The 19,929-nt window shown below is 69.9% G+C and carries 19 protein-coding genes; 8 read left to right on the plus strand and 11 right to left on the minus strand.

Features of this window, described 5'->3' with window-relative positions; translation table 11 throughout:
- The 4 genes from ACIQE0_RS37775 to ACIQE0_RS37790 form a co-directional block, all read left to right on the plus strand.
- Window positions 1–2,510: ABC transporter permease (locus tag ACIQE0_RS37775; protein WP_402340650.1), on the plus strand; the 2,510-nt coding region annotated here is incomplete at its 5' end.
- Between the two features lie 208 nt (window positions 2,511–2,718).
- Window positions 2,719–3,054, plus strand: a complete 336-nt coding sequence (locus ACIQE0_RS37780; RefSeq protein WP_402340653.1) for a hypothetical protein — start codon at window positions 2,719–2,721, stop codon at window positions 3,052–3,054.
- A gap of 37 nt (window positions 3,055–3,091) precedes the next feature.
- Window positions 3,092–4,687 (plus strand): sensor histidine kinase, encoded by a 1,596-nt coding sequence (locus tag ACIQE0_RS37785; protein WP_402340656.1) that lies wholly within the window; start codon window positions 3,092–3,094, stop codon window positions 4,685–4,687.
- Between the two features lie 28 nt (window positions 4,688–4,715).
- On the plus strand, window positions 4,716–5,384 hold the full coding sequence (locus tag ACIQE0_RS37790; protein ID WP_402340659.1) for a response regulator: 669 nt from the start codon (window positions 4,716–4,718) through the stop codon (window positions 5,382–5,384).
- Between the two features lie 118 nt (window positions 5,385–5,502).
- Here ACIQE0_RS37790 and ACIQE0_RS37795 read toward each other — a convergent pair whose 3' ends face one another.
- A complete protein-coding gene (locus ACIQE0_RS37795; RefSeq protein WP_402340662.1) occupies window positions 5,503–6,318 on the minus strand; it encodes a DUF4184 family protein in 816 nt (271 codons plus the stop codon).
- 430 nt (window positions 6,319–6,748) lie between these two features.
- Window positions 6,749–7,498, minus strand: coding sequence for a TioE family transcriptional regulator (locus tag ACIQE0_RS37800; protein WP_402340665.1), 750 nt, complete (start codon window positions 7,496–7,498; stop codon window positions 6,749–6,751).
- A 58-nt stretch (window positions 7,499–7,556) separates the two neighbouring features.
- On the opposite strand from ACIQE0_RS37800, the gene ACIQE0_RS37805 reads away from it, so the two are divergent.
- On the plus strand, window positions 7,557–8,762 hold the full coding sequence (locus ACIQE0_RS37805; RefSeq protein ID WP_402340668.1) for an erythromycin esterase family protein: 1,206 nt from the start codon (window positions 7,557–7,559) through the stop codon (window positions 8,760–8,762).
- Window positions 8,763–8,778: 16 nt separating this feature from the next.
- On the opposite strand, the gene ACIQE0_RS37810 is transcribed toward ACIQE0_RS37805, so the two are convergent.
- Window positions 8,779–9,057 carry an antibiotic biosynthesis monooxygenase gene (locus tag ACIQE0_RS37810; RefSeq protein ID WP_366338370.1) on the minus strand — a complete coding sequence of 93 codons (279 nt, stop codon included), beginning with the start codon at window positions 9,055–9,057 and terminating at the stop codon, window positions 8,779–8,781.
- A 99-nt stretch (window positions 9,058–9,156) separates the two neighbouring features.
- Between ACIQE0_RS37810 and ACIQE0_RS37815 the strand changes: the two genes are divergently transcribed.
- Entirely contained in the window at window positions 9,157–9,729 is a 573-nt protein-coding gene (locus ACIQE0_RS37815; protein WP_402340671.1) for a TetR/AcrR family transcriptional regulator, read from the plus strand.
- 389 nt (window positions 9,730–10,118) lie between these two features.
- Here ACIQE0_RS37815 and ACIQE0_RS37820 read toward each other — a convergent pair whose 3' ends face one another.
- Window positions 10,119–10,964, minus strand: coding sequence for an alpha/beta fold hydrolase (locus ACIQE0_RS37820; protein ID WP_402340674.1), 846 nt, complete (start codon window positions 10,962–10,964; stop codon window positions 10,119–10,121).
- Window positions 10,965–11,081: 117 nt separating this feature from the next.
- Here ACIQE0_RS37820 and ACIQE0_RS37825 point away from each other — a divergent pair, with 117 nt between their 5' ends.
- Both ACIQE0_RS37825 and ACIQE0_RS37830 read left to right on the plus strand, forming a co-directional pair.
- Window positions 11,082–12,014: a LysR family transcriptional regulator gene (locus ACIQE0_RS37825; protein ID WP_402340677.1), complete on the plus strand. Its 933-nt coding sequence runs from the start codon at window positions 11,082–11,084 to the stop codon at window positions 12,012–12,014.
- Between the two features lie 340 nt (window positions 12,015–12,354).
- The gene (locus ACIQE0_RS37830; RefSeq protein ID WP_402340679.1) at window positions 12,355–13,128 is read left to right on the plus strand and encodes a class I SAM-dependent methyltransferase; all 774 of its coding nucleotides are present in this window, start codon (window positions 12,355–12,357) and stop codon (window positions 13,126–13,128) included.
- 91 nt (window positions 13,129–13,219) lie between these two features.
- Here ACIQE0_RS37830 and ACIQE0_RS37835 read toward each other — a convergent pair whose 3' ends face one another.
- The 7 genes from ACIQE0_RS37835 to ACIQE0_RS37865 all read right to left on the minus strand — a co-directional run bounded on the left by ACIQE0_RS37835 (window position 13,220) and on the right by ACIQE0_RS37865 (window position 19,799).
- Complete coding sequence (locus ACIQE0_RS37835) at window positions 13,220–13,984, minus strand: SDR family NAD(P)-dependent oxidoreductase (RefSeq protein ID WP_402340682.1); 765 nt, start codon at window positions 13,982–13,984, stop codon at window positions 13,220–13,222.
- A gap of 108 nt (window positions 13,985–14,092) precedes the next feature.
- Window positions 14,093–14,692, minus strand: coding sequence for a glycosyltransferase (locus tag ACIQE0_RS37840; protein ID WP_402340685.1), 600 nt, complete (start codon window positions 14,690–14,692; stop codon window positions 14,093–14,095).
- Between the two features lie 225 nt (window positions 14,693–14,917).
- The gene (locus ACIQE0_RS37845) at window positions 14,918–15,574 is read right to left on the minus strand and encodes a Fic family protein (RefSeq protein WP_402340688.1); all 657 of its coding nucleotides are present in this window, start codon (window positions 15,572–15,574) and stop codon (window positions 14,918–14,920) included.
- Window positions 15,571–16,242: a hypothetical protein gene (locus ACIQE0_RS37850; protein ID WP_402340691.1), complete on the minus strand. Its 672-nt coding sequence runs from the start codon at window positions 16,240–16,242 to the stop codon at window positions 15,571–15,573. Before ACIQE0_RS37850 ends, ACIQE0_RS37845 begins: the two co-directional genes overlap by 4 nt.
- Before the next feature lie 802 nt (window positions 16,243–17,044).
- Entirely contained in the window at window positions 17,045–17,629 is a 585-nt protein-coding gene (locus ACIQE0_RS37855) for a GerMN domain-containing protein (RefSeq protein ID WP_402340694.1), read from the minus strand.
- Entirely contained in the window at window positions 17,626–19,098 is a 1,473-nt protein-coding gene (locus ACIQE0_RS37860) for an ATP-binding protein (protein ID WP_402340696.1), read from the minus strand. The genes ACIQE0_RS37855 and ACIQE0_RS37860 overlap by 4 nt, the downstream gene beginning before the upstream one ends.
- On the minus strand, window positions 19,098–19,799 hold the full coding sequence (locus ACIQE0_RS37865; protein WP_402340699.1) for a response regulator: 702 nt from the start codon (window positions 19,797–19,799) through the stop codon (window positions 19,098–19,100). Before ACIQE0_RS37865 ends, ACIQE0_RS37860 begins: the two co-directional genes overlap by 1 nt.
- Between the last annotated feature and the right edge of the window lie 130 nt (window positions 19,800–19,929).

Consider the following 19,929-nt stretch of genomic DNA (forward strand, 5'->3'; position numbering starts at 1 on the left):
ACAAGGCCCGGCTGCTGATGACCGTGCTCGCCGTCATGCTCGGCGTGGCCTTCGTCTCCGGCACCCTGGTCTTCACCTCCACCATCTCCGAAGCCACCCAGGCCAGCTCCCGCAAGGGCTTCGACAACGTCGACGTGGCCATCAAGCCATCCGACAACACCCAGAGCACACCCGGTGCGCGCTCCCCGCTCGACCACAAGCTGCTCGACAAGGCCGCCGGCGTGCCCGGCGCCGCCTCCGCCACCGGCACCGTCTCCGGCTTCACCGCCATCGCCGACAAGAGCGGCGAGCTGATCGGCGAAGGCTTCTCGACCAGCGGCAGCAACTACTTCCCCGGCGCCGACGGCTCCGACGCCCGCTATCCGATGCGGGACGGCGCCGCCCCTAAGGGCGCCGACCAGTTCGCGCTGGACGCCCGCACCGCCGACCACGGCGGCTACAAGGTCGGCGACACCGTCCGGATATCCGTCGACGGCCCGGTCCGCGAGCAGAAGCTGACCGGCATCTTCACCACCGACGACGGCACGGTCAAGGCCGGCGGCAGCCTCGCGCTGTTCGACACCGCCACCGCTCAGAAGATGTTCGCAGCGCCCGGTGAATTCAGCGAGATCGACATCAAGGCCGCCCCCGGCACCTCTCAGACAGCCTTGAAGGACGCGGTCGAGAAGATCCTGCCCAAGCAAGGCGCCACCGCCACCACGGGCGAACAACTCGTCGACGACCAGGCAAAGTTCATCGCCACCACCATGGATGGCATGAAGAACGCGCTGCTGGCCTTCGCCGGTATCGCGCTCTTCGTCGGCATCTTCATCATCACCAACACCTTCACCATGCTGGTCGCCCAGCGCACCAAGGAGCTGGCGCTGCTCCGCGCGGTCGGCGCCAGCCGCCGCCAGATCACCCGCTCGGTGCTGATCGAGGCGTTCGTGGTCGGCGCGGTGGCCGCAGTGACCGGGTTGCTGGCCGGTATCGGCATCGCCGCCGCACTGCGCGCACTGGTGGGTGCCACCGGCGCCAGGGTGCCCGACGGCCCGCTGGTGGTATCACCGTCCACGATCCTGATATCCCTGCTGGTCGGCACCGTCGTCACGGTTCTGGCAGCCTGGCTGCCGGGCCGCCGGGCCGCGAAGATCCCGCCGATCGCCGCGATGAACAGCCTGCACGCCACCGCCACCACCAAGTCCCTGGTGGTCCGCAACACCATCGGTGCGCTCTTCGCGGGCGCCGGCACGGCCGCGGTCCTGACCGCCACCGGGATGTCCTATAGCGGGTCCAGCCGGGCCATCATGGGCGTCGGTGTGGGGCTGCTGCTGATCGGCGTGCTGGTCCTGACGCCGCTGCTGTCCCGCCCGCTGATCGCACTGGCCGCCCCCGTGCTGCGGCTGTTCGGGATATCCGGCGTCCTCGCCCGGCAGAACGCGGTCCGCAACCCGCGCCGCACGGCCGCCACCGCCTCCGCGCTGATGATCGGACTGATGCTGATCACCGGCATGACGGCGGTCGCGGGCAGCGCCCAGCAAGCCATCGACAAGATGGCCACCGCCTCGCTGAAGGCCGACTACATGGTCTCCATGGCGAGCCGGACGCCGCTCTCCCCCGACGTGGCCAAGAAACTCGCGTCCACAGACGAGGTCTCCGCGTCCAGCCCGCTGCGCAACTCCCCGGCCCGGATCGGCACCACCACCGAGTTCCTGACCGGCATCAACGGCAAGGACTTCGGCAAGCTCACCCAGCTCGACTTCAGCGAGGGCGCCCTCGGCACCCTCAGCGGCGACCGCGCCGTCGTCGACGACAGCACCGCCAAGGAGAAGGGCTGGCACACCGGCTCCCGCCTCCCGGTGACCTTCGAGGACGGCAAGCAGGGCACCCTCACCATCGGCGGCGTCTACCAGCGCAACCAGATCATCCACGGCATCATCCTCGACAACGCCACCCTCGCCCCACACCAGAAGCACATCACCGACATGCAGGTGATGGTCAAGACCAAGGACGGCGCGACCGCGGCGTCCAAGGACAAGCTGGTCACGGCGCTCGGCAAGAACCCGGCGATCACCGTCGCGGACAAGAAGGACGTCTCCGACAACATCGCCCAGATGTTCACGCTGATGCTGAACATGCTCTACGGCCTGATGGCGATGACGGTGATCGTCGCGGTGCTCGGCGTCATCAACACCCTGGCAATGTCGGTCTTCGAACGGGCGCAGGAGATCGGCATGCTGCGCGCCATCGGCCTGGACCGCCGCGGCATCAAGCAGATGGTCCGCCTGGAGTCCCTGGTGATCTCACTCTTCGGCGGAGTACTCGGCATCGGCCTCGGCGTCTTCTTCGCCTGGGCGACCGGCGAGCTGATCAAGGCCACCGGCCAACTGTCGACCTACGAAACGGTGCTGCCCTGGGGCCGGATGGGTCTCTTCCTCGCCCTCGCCGCAATGGTCGGCGTACTGGCCGCGCTGTGGCCGGCCCGGCGGGCGGCGAAGCTCAACATGCTCCAGGCCATCAAGGCCGAGTAGCCCGGCCGCCGCGGAACCGCCCTGAACCTCCCGAGGGCCCCGGTGCCACGCCCTGCGCGCGATATCGGGGCCCTTTGGCTGACCGGCAGGTGGATCACTTGAGGCGCCGGGTGGTGGGCTGGCGTATCCGCCGCTGTCCCAGGACGTCATGAGGGGCCGCGAAGCAGACCACCAGGAAGGGGCCTGGCGTGGCTGGGAGAACGCCCGAGTGGTCCGCAACCGGTTGATCGGCGCTGCCGCCACCGACGACGATGTCGTGGGAGTCGCTGTCGGACAAGCTGAGTTGCTGGCGTCCACCGCGCTGAGAATCGCCGGCTGGGACACGGCCCGCACGCGCGACATCGTCGCCCCGATCAGGCACGAGCCGGCGCTCGTCCTGCTGACCCGTCTGAGCCGCGACGTTCGTGACACGACCCAGGCCGCCCGCGAGCGAGCAGATGACGCCTGTCCGGAGGACTACGAGCCCTCCGAGGACGACTTGAACGAGCTGTGGAGCGCACCGGTGTCGCGGGCCGCACGTCGTAAGCGGCCCGCGCTGAGCTGAGCCCGCCCAGCACCTGCGCGCTGCGCAGCGTCGGCTTGTGGGCAACGACATCGACGGCACGATCTTGGTCACTCTGTGTAATCATGGGTGGGTGTCGCGTTCTTTGTCGATTCCCCTGTCACGTTCGGCCTGGTGGCGTCCCGTTGCCGAGGCGCTGGCGGCGCTCGCCGTGCTGGGTGCCACGGCGGGCGTTCTGGAGTGGTCCCTGGCCTGGGGGTTCCGCGGTGCGGGGGAGTTGCTGGTCGGGCTGGCCGGCGTCGTCCTGGTGGTGCTGCGGCGATGGTTTCCCGCGGTGGCACTGCTAGGTCTTTCGGCGGCGGCGGGCGCCGTTCCCGCGGTGGCGTTGCTGACGGCGGTCGCTGCCTGTGAGGCGGGTCGACGGGCGGGGGTACTGCGGTGGCCGGGCGTGGTGTTGGGGGCGGCGTCGCTGCTGCCGCTGGCCACGGCACCGTACCGGGCCCCCTCACCTGAGCAGATCGTGCCGCTGGGGATGGTCGTGGCCGTGCTGGCCGTGGTCGGACCGGTGCTGGCGGGTGTCGCGACCGGCCAGCAGGACCGGGCGGTGCGGATCCTGCGTGCCAGCGCGCTGGCGGCCGACAGCAGGGCCCGGCTGGCCGAACGCTCCCGCATCGCCGCTGAGATGCACGACCTCGTCGGGCACCGGCTGAGCCTGATCTCTCTCTACTCCGGCGGCCTGGAACTCGCCCTGGCCCGGCGAGAGCCGTCGCTTCGCACGGAAGCGGCACAGATTCACACCACCGCCGCGCTCGCGGTGGTCGAACTGCAGGAAGTACTGGGCGTGCTCGGGCCGATCGACGACACCGGGCCCACCGAGGCCACCGGCACGCGCGCCGACCTGGCCGATCTCGCGGCCGCCTCGCGCGCCACCGGAACCACCGTCCTGCTGGAGTGGACCGGCGATGACCTGGCGGGGTCACCGCCGCGCCTGAGGCTCGCGCTGCACCGCATCGTCCGCGAAGCGCTCAGCAACGCGCATCGCCACGCCCCCGGAGCGGCGTTGGAGATCCGTGTCGTCTCCACGCGCGACCATGTGCGGGTGAGCGTGCACAACGGTCCCTCGCAGGCGGGTGCCGAGAGCTCCGGTACGGGGCTGGGCCTGGCCGGACTCAGGGAACGGGTCGCGTTGCTGGGCGGGACGCTGGAGGCTCGCTCCACGGGCGGGGGGTTCGCCGTGGATGCCTGTCTGCCCCGGCTGCTTCCGCTGCACCTTCCCGCGCCTCCGCAGAGCCCCGCCCCGGCGCTCACCCGCCCGTCCCGTGCGCTGCGTCTGGCGGCCGGGGCGGCGGGACTGCTCGCGGTCGGGGGCCTGCTGCTGCTCGGGCTGCGGCTGGTGGACCGCTACGCCCCGCCGCCGGTGCCTCTCACCAAGCCCATGCCGATCCGGCTCGGCATGTCCCAGGAAACGGTCGAGCACCGGGCGGGCAAGGACGACCCCCTTGCCCGTGCCGCCGCGGCCGGCCGTGAGTCGCGACCGCCCGCCGGCGCGCACTGCATCTACCCGTACGTGAGCCAGGAACGGCCCGGGGTGCCGCTCCACCTGGTGCGTTACTGTTTCCGCGATGATCGGCTGATCGACATCTCCCGGTTCGACATCCGGGCCGGTAGTCGTTAGCCCGCCACCACCGCTCCCGGAGTTCCTCATGATCAGAGTCCTGCTCGTGGACGACGAGGCGCTGGTGCGCGCGGGTATCCGGCTGGTGCTGCGGCACGCCGACGACATCGAGGTCGTTGCGGAGGCGGCCGACGGCGACGAAGCCGTTGCCCAAGCGGTCCGGGTCCCCGTGGATGTCGTCCTGCTCGACGTACGGATGCCTGGTGCGGGCGGACTCCCCGCAGTGCGCCGGCTCAAGGACGCCCGGCCCCAGGCAGCAGTGCTGATGCTCACCACCTTCGGCAACGAGGAGTACGTCGCCCAGGCACTGACCACGGGCGCGGACGGCTTCCTGTTGAAGAGCAGCCACCCCGAAGAACTGATCCGGGCGGTCCGCTCGGCGGCCGCAGGCGAAGCGGTACTCTCGCCCGAAGTGACCAGCCACGTACTGCGCACCCTGCGCGCGTCGACAGCCCGGGGCAACACCGAGACCGCCACCACTGCCAGGAACCAGGTAGCCACGCTCACCGACCGGGAGCAAGCAGTACTGGGCCTGCTCGGCAGCGGCCTGACCAACAGCGAGATCGCCGACCGGCTCGGTGTCGAGACCGGCACCGTGAAGGCGCACGTAGGCCGCATCCTGAACAAGCTCGGCGCGGCCAATCGGGTACGCGCGGCGATCATCGCCCACGAGGCCGGACTGACCACCTCCCCCTGAGCACAGCCCACCGCGCCCCGGACGACGCGCCGGCACACCCTCAGCGGCACCACGCTCAACGCCGCGACGAGCCGGCAAGCCCGCCACCACAGCGATGCCGGAGTCGAGCAGAAGGCGCCTACCCACGGACAATCGCCCGCCGCCCGCTCGACCGTAGCCAGCCGTACAGCCGCCACGCCTGCCAGAGCGCCGCGTACGCCAGAATCCCGGTAACACCCCAGGTCACGCCGCGCAGCGAAGCGTCGACGGTCACGGTCCAGAAGTAGTCGAACCCGGTCGGCAGCTGCGCGGGCTGAAACGTGCGGTAGATCTCGATGCGGGGATGGGCTACTTCCGTGGCGACGCCCGCCGCCACAGTGCCCAGCAACCCTGCCCGAGCGGCGATCCGGGCCGAGCGCGGCAGGGCGGGCAGCAGCCCGTCGGGATTCGTGGCCCGGGGAGCCGTCCGGTACCACGACCTGAACGCCAGGACCAGGACGACCAGCCCCAGCATCGAGAGCCCTTCCTGGACCAGCTGGGTGCCGCTGTAGCTGCCGACGAGCGGTGTGAGCCCCCAGTCAAAGTACCGGCCATGGGAGATATCGTCGAACAGCAGGTGAGTGGCCGTTCCCAGGACGGCCGACAGCCATATCCAGCCCAACGTGGCAGGGCCGCGCAACCGGAACCCGGTGGTCGGCCCCGCGAGCCTGGCCCGCAGCCGGGGGCCGGCGAGATCGACCAGCGGGCGTTTGAGCAGCGTGTGGAAGACCGCCAGCATCAGCGCCGCCTGCAGCGGACAGAAGACGAGACCCGGAACCCAGTCGTGCATGCCGAGGTTCGGGAACGGCAACTGGTAGACGTCCGGAACCATCGAGCCGATCACCAGCGCGGACGGCACGAGTCTGCCTCTGAACAACGGGATGACGGCGGCAGGATGCACAAAGGTCGCAGGCATGCGGCACTCCGATCGACGGGAGGGATCTGGGTCCCTCCATCCTCGAAGCCCCCGACCGGCCGCCGTTCGCTCCAGAGGCGGAAACCGGCCCTGCACCTTCGGCATACGCTCCACCACGACGATGTGACCCCAGGGCCAGTGCGCCACGGCGGGGAGAGAGGCACGGCGGGCAGAGGTCCGATGCGGACCCAGTGTCCAGCGGGGTGGTTGCCGCGGTGTGTCAGACCGGTCGGTGAACGCACCCCACCTCGTTCGGCGACGAACGGCACCACGGGTGGTGGGAACCGCCGTGGGGTCCGCGGTCAGGAAGATCCGCGCATCCGCACCCCTGCACCACTCCCCCGGTCTCGCGACCAGGCCGACATCGGCGCATGGGCAGCCGAGGCGGAACGTTGGCGCCCCTTGCTCTCCTCGGCCGGCGACCGACGTCTCATCCGCGCTCGCGGAGGTACGCCTCCAGCTCGGCGGCCCCGGCGAGCATCGCCCGCCCGCGGGCGGACAGTCGGCCGCGCCAGTCACCCAGTGCGGCCGCCAGCAGCTCCAGCCCGCCGGCCACCCGTACCTGGTCGAGCAGCGGGGCGATCTGCTCCAACAGGTAGCCACCCCGCCTGAGTTGGTGGGCCAGCCGGGCGTCCCGCACGTCTGCCTCGTCGTAGACGCGGTACCCGGTCAGCGGGTCGCGGCGCGGGCGCACCAGCCCGGCGCGTTCCCATTTGCGCAGCGTCGCGGGCCGGATGCCGAGCTTCTCCGCCAGCGGCCCGATGAACGTGCTGCCGGGCCCGGGCGCCGCGGCCGGCCCGGAGCCTCCATCGGGCTCGGACGCCATGGCCGGCTCCAGGTCGCGCAGGGCGCTCTCCACGGCCTGGAGGGTCCGGCGGTCGTCGAGGAGTTGGGCGTGGCTCTCGTCGATGAGACGGAACGCCTCCTCGGACGCGCCCTGGTTCACCGCCCGCATGATCGACGTCGCCGTCCGGTGGCCGTGGCCGGGCACCAAGGCGAGGAAGGCGCTCAACGCCCCCGCGTGCAGCGGGGTGTAGGTGCGGTAGCCGTGGGGTGTGCGGTCGGCGGCCGGGAGGATGCCGGCCTCCTCGTAGTTCCTGACCGCCTGTGTGGACAGGCCGTGCACGCGGGCCAGGTCAACCGGCCTGAGGTGTCCGTCGATTTGAGGGTTCCGACCCATGGTCCTGCCGATATCGCGAGGAAGTTTCAACCGAGGGTTCAACGATACCGTTGAAGGCATGGCGACTGACATCAAAGACACCGTCCATGCCGTCGAGGCCGCCGCCGTCCTGAAGCTGCTCCCGGCCCGGCCGCAGCTGCTCGCCCTGGGCGAGCCCACCCACGGCGCGGACACGCTGGGCGAACTCCGCAACGAACTGTTCCGTCAACTCGTCGAGCAGGAGGGCTACCGGACGATCGCGATCGAGAGCGACTGCCTGAGGGGCCTGGTCGTGGACGACTACGTCACCTCGGGAACGGGCACCCTCGACGACGTCATGGAACGCGGCTTCAGCCACGAGTGGTTCAACGCGTCCGCACCCAACCGCGAGTTGGTGCGCTGGATGCGCGCGTACAACGACGGCCGGCCCGCCTCCGAGCAACTCCGCTTCGCCGGTTTCGACGGCCCGCTGGAGATGACCGGCGCCGCGAGCCCCCGGCAGGCCCTCACCGCACTCCACGACTACCTCGCGGCCCGAGTGGACGCAGGTCTTCTCCCCTGCACCGCGGAGACGCTCGACCGCCTGCTCGGCGCCGACGACCGGTGGACCGATCCCGCCGCGATGACGGACCCGGCCCAGTCCGCGGGGCAGTCGGCCGAGGCCAGGGAGCTGCGGCTGCTGGCCGACGATCTGGTGGCGCTGCTCGACGAGCAGCGGCCACACCTGATCGCGACCACCTCGCGGGAGGACTGGGACCGGGCGCGCCTGTACGGGCGCACCGCCACCGGCCTGCTGCGCTACCACTTCCGGATGGCCGACGCCTCACCTGCCCGCATGACGCGGCTGTGCGCGCTGCGGGATTCGATGATGGCCGACAACCTCCTCGCCCTCGCCGAACGGAGCCCGACACTGGCGCATGCCCACAACTCCCATCTCCAGCGGGAGAGGAGCACGATGCAGATGTGGCAGGGACCGATGGAGTGGTGGAGCGCCGGTGCACTGGCCGGCGCCCGACTCGGCGAGCGATACGCCTTCCTGGCCACGGCTCTCGGCACGATGCGGCATCAGGGAGTGGACACCCCGGCGCCGGACACCGTCGAAGGGCTCCTGTACGCGCTCCCGGAGGACCGCTGCGTCGTCGACGCCCCGCGGCTGGCCACCGCCCTCGGCGACACGCGTCCGGCACCCCGCGTATCGCCCTGGTTCGGCTACGCCCCCCTCGACCCGGCTCACCTGGCGGACAGCGACGGGATCGTGTTCGTCAAGGACGTCCCGCAGAGTTAGCCAGGTGGTGGGGCGGTCATGCCGCCTTGAGTGGGACGATCGTGCGGGGGCGTGATTCGCGCTCGTCGTAGGTGACGTCCACGCCGGATTCCTGCACGGCGGCGAGCGCCGCGATCTGCGCTTCCTCGGACTCCCACTGCACGATCGAAAGCACTGCGTCGCCGGAGACCCAGCACTCGGCCGAGAGGCATCCCGGTGTGCGCAGCATGACCTGGCGGACTTCATGGACGCGCGAGACGAACTCGTCGCGGTGGGTGGGGTGCGGATAGTGGTACGCCACCATTCCAACCTTCATGATGTTCTCCCTCATCGGTCGTACGGGGATCACGGCAAGCGTTATACGCTTGCGTATAAGTGAGGCTAGACCGAATGTACGGTTGCGTATATTCGGTGGATGAGTGAGGTGGGACACATCGTGGGCGCTACCCGGACACCACGCGACAGGTGGGTGGAGGAAGGCCTGCGGGCGCTGGCCGGCGGCGGTCCGGACGCCGTCAGGGTCGAGGCGCTGGCGAAGCGACTCGGCGTCACCAAGGGCGGGTTCTACGGGCACTTCGACGACCGCGACGCCCTGCTGGAAGCGATGCTCGACACCTGGGAGCGGGAGAGCACCGACGAGGTGATCGAACGGGTCGAGCGCGAGGGCGGCGACCCCAAGACCAAGATCCGACGCTCGGGCATGCTGACCTTCTCCAGCGACCGGCTGCTTCCCATCGACCTCGCGGTCCGCGACTGGGCCCGGCACGACGAGGCGGTCGCCGAACGCCTGCGGCGAGTGGACAGCCGACGCATGGCCCTGCTGCGCGAGATGATCGGCACTTTCTGCTCCGACCCCGACGAGGTCGAGGCCCGCAGTCTGCTCGCCTTCTGTCTGGCGATCGGACAGCACTCCCTGGCCACCGACCATGAAGGACGCACCCGGACCGAAGTGCTCGGCCGCGCCGCCGACCTGATCCTCAACCTCTGAGTCCCCCGCGGCCCTCGCCGTTCGCGGTGGCCCGGCACTGGCCCGCTTGTGGTCCGGCACCGGCCCGGCAGTGGCTCGCAACTGGCTCGCAGCATCGCTGAACTGGGCATCTCGACGATGGTCGCCCCCTCAACCAGCGCCGACGCAAGGCGCGGGGGCGCGACGTCTCCGACGTCGACGCGGCATGAGCAGCGACGCACGAGAGCAGCTCTGCGACCGATGCTCGCCGGACTCCAGGCGGGGCGCAGCCCATCAGGCCGTCAAGGCCCAGTCGCAGCAACGGCCTCGCCGGCCGAGCAACCCTGCGTCGCGACAACGCGGAAGTACCAGCGCACCGAAGCCCACGGTGGTCAGCAACACGCCCACCCCGTCCACGCGCTGATGCCGGCTCACGAGGCGAGGACCGCGGCGAGCTCGCCCGGCCGGGCTGCGAACGGACTGTGGCTGCCGGGCAGGGTATGCACAGTGAACGGGTTACCGGGGAAGGCCCGGTCGGCTTCCGCGATCATCAGGTCCTGCGCGGCCGGTGCCAGCGCCCGGTCCTCGGCGCAGCGCAGGAAAGTTCGTGGAATTCGTCCCCACCGTGCCGCGGTCAGGGTGACCGGAGCCGTCGGGATCGCCAGGGGCAGATCAGGGCTCAGCGCGGACCGCCACCGGTCGAAGCGGTCCAGCGGGGTGTCGTGGTAGTGGGTTTCCCGCAGTTCGTCGAGGTAGGCGGGATCCGGTGAGAGCGGATTGATCCGTACGGCGCCCAGGGTCTCGGGGTCGCCGAGGTTCAGGTTCTGGCCCAGCGCGGTGGCGTTCTCGGGTGAGCCCAGGTAGTCGAAGAACCGCGGCCGCCCGCCCGGGACGAACGCGGACAGGTAGACGATCCGGTCCACCAACTCGGGCGCCCGCTCCGCGGCCAGGGACGCGGGACCGCCGCCCGCGCTGTGCGCGACGAGCACGACAGTGCGATGGTGACGCACCTGGCACAGGACGCTCAGTACTGCCTCGGCGCAGTCGTCCATCGTCAGGGGGGCGAGCCGTGACTTCTCGGTCAGCAGGCCCGGCTGGCCGGGCAGCAGGTATCCGGTGGGCAGGGGTGCGTCGAAGCCGTGCCCCGGCATGTCGACGGCCACGCTCGCAGCGCCCAGTCCGGCCAGCGCGCGCTGCGTCGCTGCCCACTGTCCGGAGCTGTGCCAGGCGCCGTGCACGAAAACGAAGACGGTGTCGGTCAGAGAGACGTTCTTCATGGCTCCATTCCAGACAGGAACCACAGCGCCATCCATCCATAGATCTGGTAAGTGGCATGGCAATATCTTTGAGGTCTTGTCGGCAGCCGATGGGATCGAGGGGATGGAGGGCGAGTCGTGGAAGCGCGACACCTGCGGTACGCGGTTGCTCTCGCCGAGCACGAACACTTCGGCCGGGCGGCCGGCGAGCTGGGCATCGCGCAGCCACCGCTGTCCAAGCAGATCGCCGACCTGGAGCGCGAGGTCGGGGCCCGGCTGTTCGACCGCACACGTCAGGGGGTGTTCCCGACCGCCGCCGGTGAGGCGTTCCTCGCGCGGGCACGCCGGGCGCTCGACGAGATCGCGGCGGCCACGGTCGACGCGGGCCGGGCCGCGCGCGGCGAGACGGGACGTCTGCGCCTCGGCTTCATCGCCTCGGCACTGCTCGACCCGCTGCCGGGCGTCCTGAGCCGGTTCGGCCGTGAACGGCCCGACGTGAGACTGGAACTGCACGAGATGGCGACCAGCCGCAGCAGCTCAGCTCTCGTCGCCGGGGAGTTGGACGTGGCCCTCACCCTCGGCCCGCCACGGGGTGCCGGAGCCGAGCATCTCGTGTCCGTCCCGATCGGACGCGACCACGTGATCGCTGTGGTGAGTACGATGCACCCGTACGCGGGTCAACAGTCGGTAAGTGCCGACCAGTTGCGGCGAGCGCCGCTGATCGTGTCGGCCGGCGAGGACGAGCCCGCGGTAGTCGCCGGACTGCGCACCCTGCTGGGCACGGACTCATCGGCTCTCGCCGGCGCGACCGTCGCGAGGGACGTGCACACGATCATCGGCCTCGCCGCCTCGGGCGTGGGCGTCGGCCTGGGGCCGTCCCGCATGAGGGCGGTCCCGCGTCCGGGAGTGCGGTTCTGCGAAGTGACCCCGCGCACGCCCCTGCCCGATCTCGTCCTGTCCTTCGCGGCCCGCGATCACTCCCCGGTGCTGCGCGCCTTCCTCGACACCATCCGGAAGAACTGCCCCCACGTCGGTGCCGCACTCAACGACCGCCTCCGGCCCCACACTTGATTCGGGCCGGTCATCCCTTCGCATCCGCGTGGCCGGCCTTCCGGCACGGGTCGGCCTCGGCGCGAGGCGCACGGCGTACACGAGCAAGTCTCAGAACGTCGCGTCGGCCCGCAGGCCCAGTACCTGTCACCGCTCGCCGCAGTCACCGAAGAAGGCGCCGCTCGGGAGCGGGCGGCAACAACGGCGCCACCCGCTCCCACAAGTCGTCAGGAACAAGGTCAGCAGGCACCCCGGACCCCCTGCCGATCAAGATCGCCAAGCGCAAGACCACAGCTCAACTCATTCTGAAACGATCAGAAAGGGCCTGTCCGGCGGATCTTGCGACTACTACGCTGTGCCGATGGAACGCGTACCCGATGTGCCCGAGCACCTCGCCCGGTCTGCGGACCCGGCCCGGGTGAATGACTACGACAGTTTCGCCGAGGCGTACTCGGCGGACAACGAGCGCAGCCTTGTGAACGCGTACTACGCGCGGCCCGCGATGCTGGACCTCGCCGGAGACGTGGCCGGCCGCCGGATCCTGGACGCCGGCTGCGGCTCCGGCCCCCTGTCCGCAGCACTGCGCGACCGCGGTGCCATCGTCACCGGCATCGACGCCAGCGCCGGGATGCTGGCACTGGCCAAGCGACGGCTCGGTGACGACGCCGACGTGCACCAGGTCGACCTTCGCGACCGCTTGCCGTTCGACGATGGCGCCTTCGACGACGTGGTCTCTTCGCTGGTCCTGCACTACCTGGAGGACTGGGGGCCGACGCTGGCCGAGTTGCGGCGCGTGCTCAGGCCCGGCGGCCGGCTGATCGCGTCGGTGGACCACCCGATCGTGGCCTACACGATCCAGGAACCTCGGCCCGACTACTTCGCGACCACCAGCTACAGCTTCGACTGGACGTTCGGCGGGCAGACCGTCCCGATGAAGTTCTGGCGCAAGCCGTTGCACGCGATGACCGATGCCTTCACCACCGCCGGCTTCCGCCTTTCCACCATCAGCGAGCCGCAGCCCGACCCGGCCGCCCGTGAACTCTTCCCCGACGACTTCCGCGACCTTTCGACCAAACCCTGCTTCCTGTTCTTCGTTGCCGAGGCGCCGACTTCGGCCACCGGCTCGGACGAGTAGCGAGTCGCGGATCACGAGCAGATCGACGGTCCAACGGCCGGACGGTCACGGGTGTTCCCCGGCCCCAGGTGCGGCCTTCGCGTTGAGGTTGCTACAGGTTGACGCCGCCGGTGACGTCGATCTTGGTGCCGGTGATCCAGCGAGCGTCGTCGGAGGCCAGGAAGGCGACGGCGTCGGCGATGTCGGGGACCTGGCCGATCCGGCCGAGGGCGGTCAGGCTGATGTTGCGCTCCACGTTCGCCGGATCGGCCAGCACTTCGGCGGTCATGTCGGTGCGGGTGTATCCGACGGCGACGGAGTTCACGGTGATTCCGCGGGGGCCGAGGTGCTTGGCCAGGGTGTGACTGAACACTTCGAGTGCGCCCTTGGTGAGCGGATAGCCGATGCCGTGGGCGGAGGCGATACGGGTCGAGACGGAGGAGATGTTGATGATCCGGCCCCCGTCGCGCAGTCGTGGCAGCAGTCGCTGGGTGAGGAAGAACGGTGCCTTGATGTTGACCGCGACCATCCGGTCGAACTCCTCAGGGGTGAGAACTTCGATCGGTCGCCCCATGAGGTTGAGCCCCGCGTTGTGCACGAGGATGTCGATCGTCGATTCCCCATGTGCGCGCAGTCCGGTCTCCAGTCCGGCCATGAGCGTGTCCACGTCGCCAGGAACGCCCAGTTCGGCGCCCACGACGAACACCCGGCCACCGGCCTCGGCGATGGCCGCGGCGGTTTCCTCGGCCGCCGCCTCGTTCCTGCCGTAGTGCACGGCCACCAGAGCGCCGTCCCGGGCCAGGCGTTCGGCGATGCCTCGCCCGATGCCCCGGCTGCTGCCGGTGACCAGCGCGACCTTGCCGCTGAGGTTTCCCATGTTCACTCCTCGGTTGTGTTCCGCAGAGTTCCCTCCATCCAACCCAACAAGGTTAGCCTCGCCTAAGTTTGATATCCATTCAGCCGCTGCGGTTTTCCGGGGCCGCCGTCACGCGTGGCGTTCGATACCCAGGTCCGCGGCGTCGTCACCGGGACCGCGCCCCATGTCGCCGGTGTCGACGAGGGCGCCGAGGCTGCGGATGGGGAAGGACCTGCGCCGGCTTGCCTCCCACAGCGACTCGACCGCATCGCACCACATGTCGAGGTCCGGGGCAGCACTCAGCTGTCGTGACCGGGCCTTCGCCCGATGGGAGGCGCGGGCCCAGTTCTTGGGGTCCTTCAGTGCCATCAGGGCGTGGATCCAGGCGGTGACGTCGTCGCGGTAGGCGAAGATCCCGGCCTCGCCCATGGACTCGACGAGCCCGGGGGTGGGGTGGGCGATCACCGGGATGCCGCACGCGAACGCCTCGATGGCCACCCGTCCCCACGACTCGTAGATGCTGGGCATCAGCATGACGCGCGCACGGCGGTAGACGTGCTCGCGCATCTCCTTCCCCGGAACGCCGTCGACCACTTCGCAGTTGGGCAGCCGGGACGGCGGCAGGGCCTGCTGCCCGTAGGCGCCGCGGACGCCGAGGAACTTCCACTCCGGTGTCCACGCCGCCACCTGCCAGAAGAGTTCGCCGCGCTTGTCCGCGTTGAGGTTCACCAGGGTCGCGCAGTCGCCCGGCTCGCTCGGTGCGGTATTCCTCCGCGAGTACGGGTGGGCGGACGACGACCGTGCGCTTGGGCAGGAACTCCTGCGGGCAGCGCGCGTAGAAGATCTCGCCGTCCCGCCGGATCCACTGGCTGTTGTAGACGACGAGATCGGCGCCCGCCGCGTTGTGGAAGCTGGTGGCGAAGTTGTCATGGCAGATCACGATCACGGGTATCTTCATGACCGCCTCGCGTGGGACAGACGGCGTTCCGCAGCGGTGATCAGGATTCCGAGCAGCACCGCCAGATCGGCCGCGCCTTCGGCGTCGTCGGCCCAGCGGGTGGTCTGCAGTGGTTGCACCTGGTCGATGAGGACGCCTTCGCGTGCCAGGACGAAGGCCAACGCCAGCATGGCCGCGCGCGCGTTGCCGTCCGCGAACGGATGGAAGAAGAGGACGTCGAGGTAGGTCCGGGCGGCGCTTGAGGGGAGAGGCAGATCCAGTTGAGCGCTCTCGGACAGGCAGCGCTCGAATTGCCCCTGCGTATCGGGTACAAGGCCGTAGCGCTCCCGTCCGTCCTTCGCGAAGGCCGGCATCGTGCGGAAATCGACGAGGTCGTGGCCCAGCACGGTCCGCTGCCACTTCGCCATGAGGGCGAAAGTCAGCGGCTGGCCCTGTTCCGCGTCGGCGAAGGCCAAGTCGAGGGCGGTCAGGACCCGCGCGGTTCCCTCGCTGTCACGTCCGCCCCGCGTTGCCATGAAGAAGTTCCGGAAGCTGTCGCGGGCCGGTGCTCCAGAGACGAGGCATGCGCCGCGCCAGGATGGCCAGGGGATCTCCGGCCGGATGCGCAGCCAGTCGGCAAGGCTGTCCTTCGGTTGGCCGGGTCCGGAAGTCATCCGATTCCGCCCACGCCTCTGGCGAACCGCGAGCTCACCGCGTCGACCACCGGAACGTCAGGTGCGATCCAACTGCCGAACCGTCCGCCGACCGCATTCTTGACGATTTCCTGGGCCGGGCCCTCGTCGATGCCGTTGTAGGCGAGAAACCATCGGAGGACTTGCATGCAATGCCCGTACCAGCCGCTCTCGGCCTGGGTGCGGTCAGCCACCACGGTGACCAGGCGCGTGCACGCCCGCTCCCAGTGCCAGAGGTCCGCCGAAGACACCGGCGTATTATCCGGTGGAGCCAGGGCCGCGAATCGCTCCGTCAGGTCCTCCAGCCAACCACGCCATTCCTGAAGGGCCTCGACAACCAGCGGGGCAGTCGCATCCGGGGTCGTCACGGAGTCGGATGAACAGCACCAGACCTCGACGACACCTCCGTCGACGTCACCCTCACCGACCGACCAGTTCCATCCGCAGGCCCATCGGCCGTACCGGCCCGCCAGGAACTCGGTGACGGGATCCAGCGAGCGCCAGCGATCCTCGCGAGCGCCTTCAGCGCTGGGCAGCAAGGGCGCGACAAGGCTCGCCAACTCCTCCGCCGCATCGTCGTCCATCTCGAACGGATGTCGAGCCGGATCCACATCTGCCCACGTCAGGGTATGCGCCCACAGTTCACTCACCACCCCACTCTGCCGTGCGTAGTCGCCCTGATTCCACTCCATATCGAATGCCTGCCCCATCAGCGGGAAGCAATCTTCGACCGCTTCTGTCCCGCCTGGTCAGCCCCATTCGTGAACGCCCCCGTTGTCGGCGTTCCACTCCTGGGGATTCGACATCGCTCATGGGAAAGTCGTCCTTTCGCTCAGGGCAGCAGGCATCCGTCCGCCCAGCCTGCCGACGCCACATGGCACAGGCCGTGCTGCGACCGTGCGAAGGTCTGCTGGACGGAAAGAGGAACGAGCCGTCAGGCCCGGGCAGTTGGTTCGCGCGACCGTCACGCGGCGCGCGTCACTCCACAGGGACAGGCAGCTGACTGCCTGTGCCCCCTCTCCCCCGTTCCCCCATCAACACCCGCCTGAGTCATGCGTGTGTGCGAGAAATTACAACGATGTGCGTTGCGGTACGCCGGGCAAGGCTGACCCGGCGACGGACACCACGGAAGGGGGGGTTTCCCTGTGACCGTCATTCCCTGCCATATGCCCGGCGCACTGGCGCCCGCAACAGGTGGCCACCTGTGTCCCACACGCACCCCGCGAACATCGCGTCTCCGCCCTCACGCCCCACAGCCCGAATTCCTCCCCACCCGTAACACGCGGCCTCGCACGCCGATCCCACGCACAATGGCCTGGACCCACTTGGGGCAATCAAGCCACAGCCCACCCATGGGGCCCGCGGGGCCACGTCCGGGCATCGCGGGCGCATCGAAGCGTGCTGGTCTCTTCTGCTCACCGCTGTGGGCAGTCCCGTTTGGCGCGTGGTGTGTCAGCGCCTTACCGGTGTCACATCGCCATTGGGGCCGCAGCGGACGGTCCAGGGGGTCTGGGGGCGGATGGGGCCCTCGTGGATGCGGATGTCGATCTGTGTGGGGGGTTTGTTTCCGCGGATGTCGGCGTGGGCGGCGGTGCAGGCGATCTGGCTGACTGCTGTGACGCCGAGGTCGCCGGTGCTGACCTTTTGGGGGACGGAGACGTCGACGGCTCCGTCGGTCGCGGTGGCGGTGAGCTGGCCGGCCATCGGTGGTACTTGGCTGATCAGGCCGCGTTGGCGTTCGGCGGGAGTGGGTCCCTCCAGGAGGAGGTCGAGGGCTTGCTGGGGACTGAGTGGCCGGTCCGTGGGGCGTGAGACGGCGCGGATGCCGGTGGGGCCGGCGAAGTAGAGACGTGCGAAGTGGGCTTCGGTTCCGGGTTGTTGGATGCCGGAGGCCGGGGGGCCGGCGTGCACGGGGTGGGTGGGGCCGATCGAGCAGCCGGTGACTGTGGCGATGAGCAGGGTGGACAGGGTCAGGGCCCCGAGGGCGGCTGCGGCAGTGCGGGGGGTGCGTCGGCGCCGGGACGGGGGGCGGGTCATGGTTGGTCCTGTGGGGCGGCGGGGAGGGGCAGGGTGAGGGTGAAGACCGCACCGCCGTCGGGGGTGTTGGCCGCGGTGAGGGTTCCGCCGTGCAGGTGGGCGTTTTCGTAGGCGATGGCCAGGCCGAGGCCGCTGCCTTCGGAGCGGGTGCGTGCCGTGTCGGCCTTGTAGAAGCGTTCGAAGACGTGCGGGAGTACGTCGTCGGGGATGCCGGGGCCGTGATCGGTGACCGTGATGACCGCGTGGTCGTTCTCGGCGCGGGCGGAGACGGTGACCGGTGGGAGGCCGTGGCGCAGTGCGTTGCCGATGAGGTTGGCGAGGATGACGTCGACGCGGCGGGGGTCGGCGCGTACCGGTACCGGGGTGGGGATGTCGGCGGTGACGCGTTCGTCGTCGGCCCAGCCGCGCAGTTGGAGGGTTTTGGTCACGATGATGCGCAGGTCCAGTTCCTCGGCGTGCAGCGGGGCGGCCTTGGCGTCGAAGCGGGAGACCTCCATCAGGTCCTCGACCATGCGGGCGAGGGTACGGGTCTCCTCGCAGATGAGTTGGACGGCGTCGGCGGTGTCAGGGGGGAGGACGCCGGAGGCGGCGTCCTCGTCGAGGACCTCGGTGACGGCGGTCATGGCTGCGAGGGGGGTGCGCAGTTCGTGGGCGACGTCGGCGGCGAAGCGGCGGGCTCCTGCTTCCAGGCGCCGTAGTTCGGCGTCGTCCTTTTGCAGGGTTGCGGCCATGGTGTTGAAGGAGCGGGTCAGATCGGCCAGTTCGTCGTGGCCGTCGGCGTCGAGGCGGGTGCCCAGTTCGCCGGCGGTGATGCGCTCGGCGCCGCTGCGCAGGCGCCGTACGGGGCGCAGGACGCTGCGGGCGGCGAACAGGGCGGGGATGAGAGCGAGGACAAGGGCGGGGACGGCCCCGGCCTGGGCCGCCGTGACCAGCGCGGAGATGTCGGCTTCGTCGTCGTCGAGGGGGGTGGCGACGTACACGGTCAGCCCGGAGGGCTTGCCGGTGCTCGCGGACTTTTCGGGCTCCGCGGCGTAGGCGACGGGCATGCCGACGGCCAGCCAGGGGCGGCCGTCGCGTTCGATGCGCTGGTACGTCGCCTGACCGCTCGTCCGAACGGCTTCGCGGAGCTCTTCGGGCACGGGCGGTGCGGTGGGAGAGGCCGAGACCGGTGCGCCGCCTTGGTAGGAGGCGGCGGAACGCCAGGCGCGGGAGCCTCCGGCCCGGTCGAGTTGGAGGGACAGGCCGCGCAGGTCCTCGGTGCGGGGTGGGAAGGTCAGCCCGGGGGCGAGGGAATCGAGTTGGATGCGCAGGTCGGCGACGACGGTGTGCTGAGTGCGTTCCAGGACGGAGGAGCGGGCCTGGCGGAAGGTGAGACCCGCGGTGAGCAGTGCGCCGAAGGCGACGGCCAGCAGGACGGCGACCACGAGCCGGGCCCGCAGCCCTCGGGGGAAGCGGAGCCTGAGTTTCATCACAGGGGGCCGAAGCGGTAGCCGAAGCCGCGCACCGTCTGCACGTACACCGGCGCGCGCGGATCATCCTCGATCTTGGCGCGCAGCCGCTTCACGCAGGCGTCGACGAGGCGGACGTCGCCGTAGAAGGAGTGCTCCCAGACCTGTTCCAGGAGTTGGTGGCGGGAGTAGACCTGTCCGGGTGTGGCGGTGAGGAACAGCAGCAGCTTGAGTTCGGAGGGAGCCAGGACCAGCTCCGTGCCGCGCTTGGCCACGACCAGGCTGGTGCGGTCCACGGCCAGCTCGCCGTGGTGTTCCGCTCCCGTCGTCGTGGGCGTGGCTGCGGGGCTGTCCTGGGCGGGGGCGACCCGGCGCAGGACGGCTTTCATCCGGGCTTCGATGATCTCCCCGCTGGCGGGTTTGATGATGTAGTCGTCGGCACCCGCTTCCAGGCCGACGACCATGTCGATCTCGTCTCCGCGGGCGGAGAGGATGATGATCGGGATCTGTTTGCTCTCCCGGATCCGGCGGCACACCTCCAGGCCGCTCATCCCCGGCAGCATCAGGTCGAGCAGTACCAGATCCGGCCGGTAGCGTTCCAGGGTGAGGAGTCCGGTCTCGCCACTCGCTGCGACCTCCACGTCATGGCCTCGGCGCTTCAGCGCGAGGGTGACGCCCTTCTGCACGGCGGGGTCGTCTTCGACGAGCAGGACTCGTGCCATCGGGGGGTGCTCTTCTCCAGGTGGGCGGCAGGGGTGGTGTTCTCTGACCAGGGTGCTGGAAGCGTATGACGCCCGGTTTCGCATTCGTTGACGAAACGATGACAGCCAGCCGTTCGCGGTAGAGCGGCCG

It is taken from the genome of Streptomyces sp. NPDC093097 (genome assembly GCF_044754325.1).
Taxonomy (GTDB): Bacteria; Actinomycetota; Actinomycetes; order Streptomycetales; family Streptomycetaceae; genus Streptomyces.

What these genes read in the sequence shown, in the direction of transcription:
- ACIQE0_RS37790 (WP_402340659.1), top strand. Translation starts at nt 4,716, where the DNA reads ATGATCAGAGTCCTGCTCGTGGACGACGAGGCGCTGGTGCGCGCGGGT.
- ACIQE0_RS37795 (WP_402340662.1), bottom strand. Translation starts at nt 6,318, where the DNA reads ATGCCTGCGACCTTTGTGCATCCTGCCGCCGTCATCCCGTTGTTCAGA.
- ACIQE0_RS37800 (WP_402340665.1), bottom strand. Translation starts at nt 7,498, where the DNA reads ATGGGTCGGAACCCTCAAATCGACGGACACCTCAGGCCGGTTGACCTG.
- ACIQE0_RS37805 (WP_402340668.1), top strand. Translation starts at nt 7,557, where the DNA reads ATGGCGACTGACATCAAAGACACCGTCCATGCCGTCGAGGCCGCCGCC.
- ACIQE0_RS37810 (WP_366338370.1), bottom strand. Translation starts at nt 9,057, where the DNA reads ATGAAGGTTGGAATGGTGGCGTACCACTATCCGCACCCCACCCACCGC.
- ACIQE0_RS37815 (WP_402340671.1), top strand. Translation starts at nt 9,157, where the DNA reads ATGAGTGAGGTGGGACACATCGTGGGCGCTACCCGGACACCACGCGAC.
- ACIQE0_RS37820 (WP_402340674.1), bottom strand. Translation starts at nt 10,964, where the DNA reads ATGAAGAACGTCTCTCTGACCGACACCGTCTTCGTTTTCGTGCACGGC.
- ACIQE0_RS37830 (WP_402340679.1), top strand. Translation starts at nt 12,355, where the DNA reads ATGGAACGCGTACCCGATGTGCCCGAGCACCTCGCCCGGTCTGCGGAC.
- ACIQE0_RS37835 (WP_402340682.1), bottom strand. Translation starts at nt 13,984, where the DNA reads ATGGGAAACCTCAGCGGCAAGGTCGCGCTGGTCACCGGCAGCAGCCGG.
- ACIQE0_RS37845 (WP_402340688.1), bottom strand. Translation starts at nt 15,574, where the DNA reads ATGACTTCCGGACCCGGCCAACCGAAGGACAGCCTTGCCGACTGGCTG.
- ACIQE0_RS37855 (WP_402340694.1), bottom strand. Translation starts at nt 17,629, where the DNA reads ATGACCCGCCCCCCGTCCCGGCGCCGACGCACCCCCCGCACTGCCGCA.
- ACIQE0_RS37860 (WP_402340696.1), bottom strand. Translation starts at nt 19,098, where the DNA reads ATGAAACTCAGGCTCCGCTTCCCCCGAGGGCTGCGGGCCCGGCTCGTG.
- ACIQE0_RS37865 (WP_402340699.1), bottom strand. Translation starts at nt 19,799, where the DNA reads ATGGCACGAGTCCTGCTCGTCGAAGACGACCCCGCCGTGCAGAAGGGC.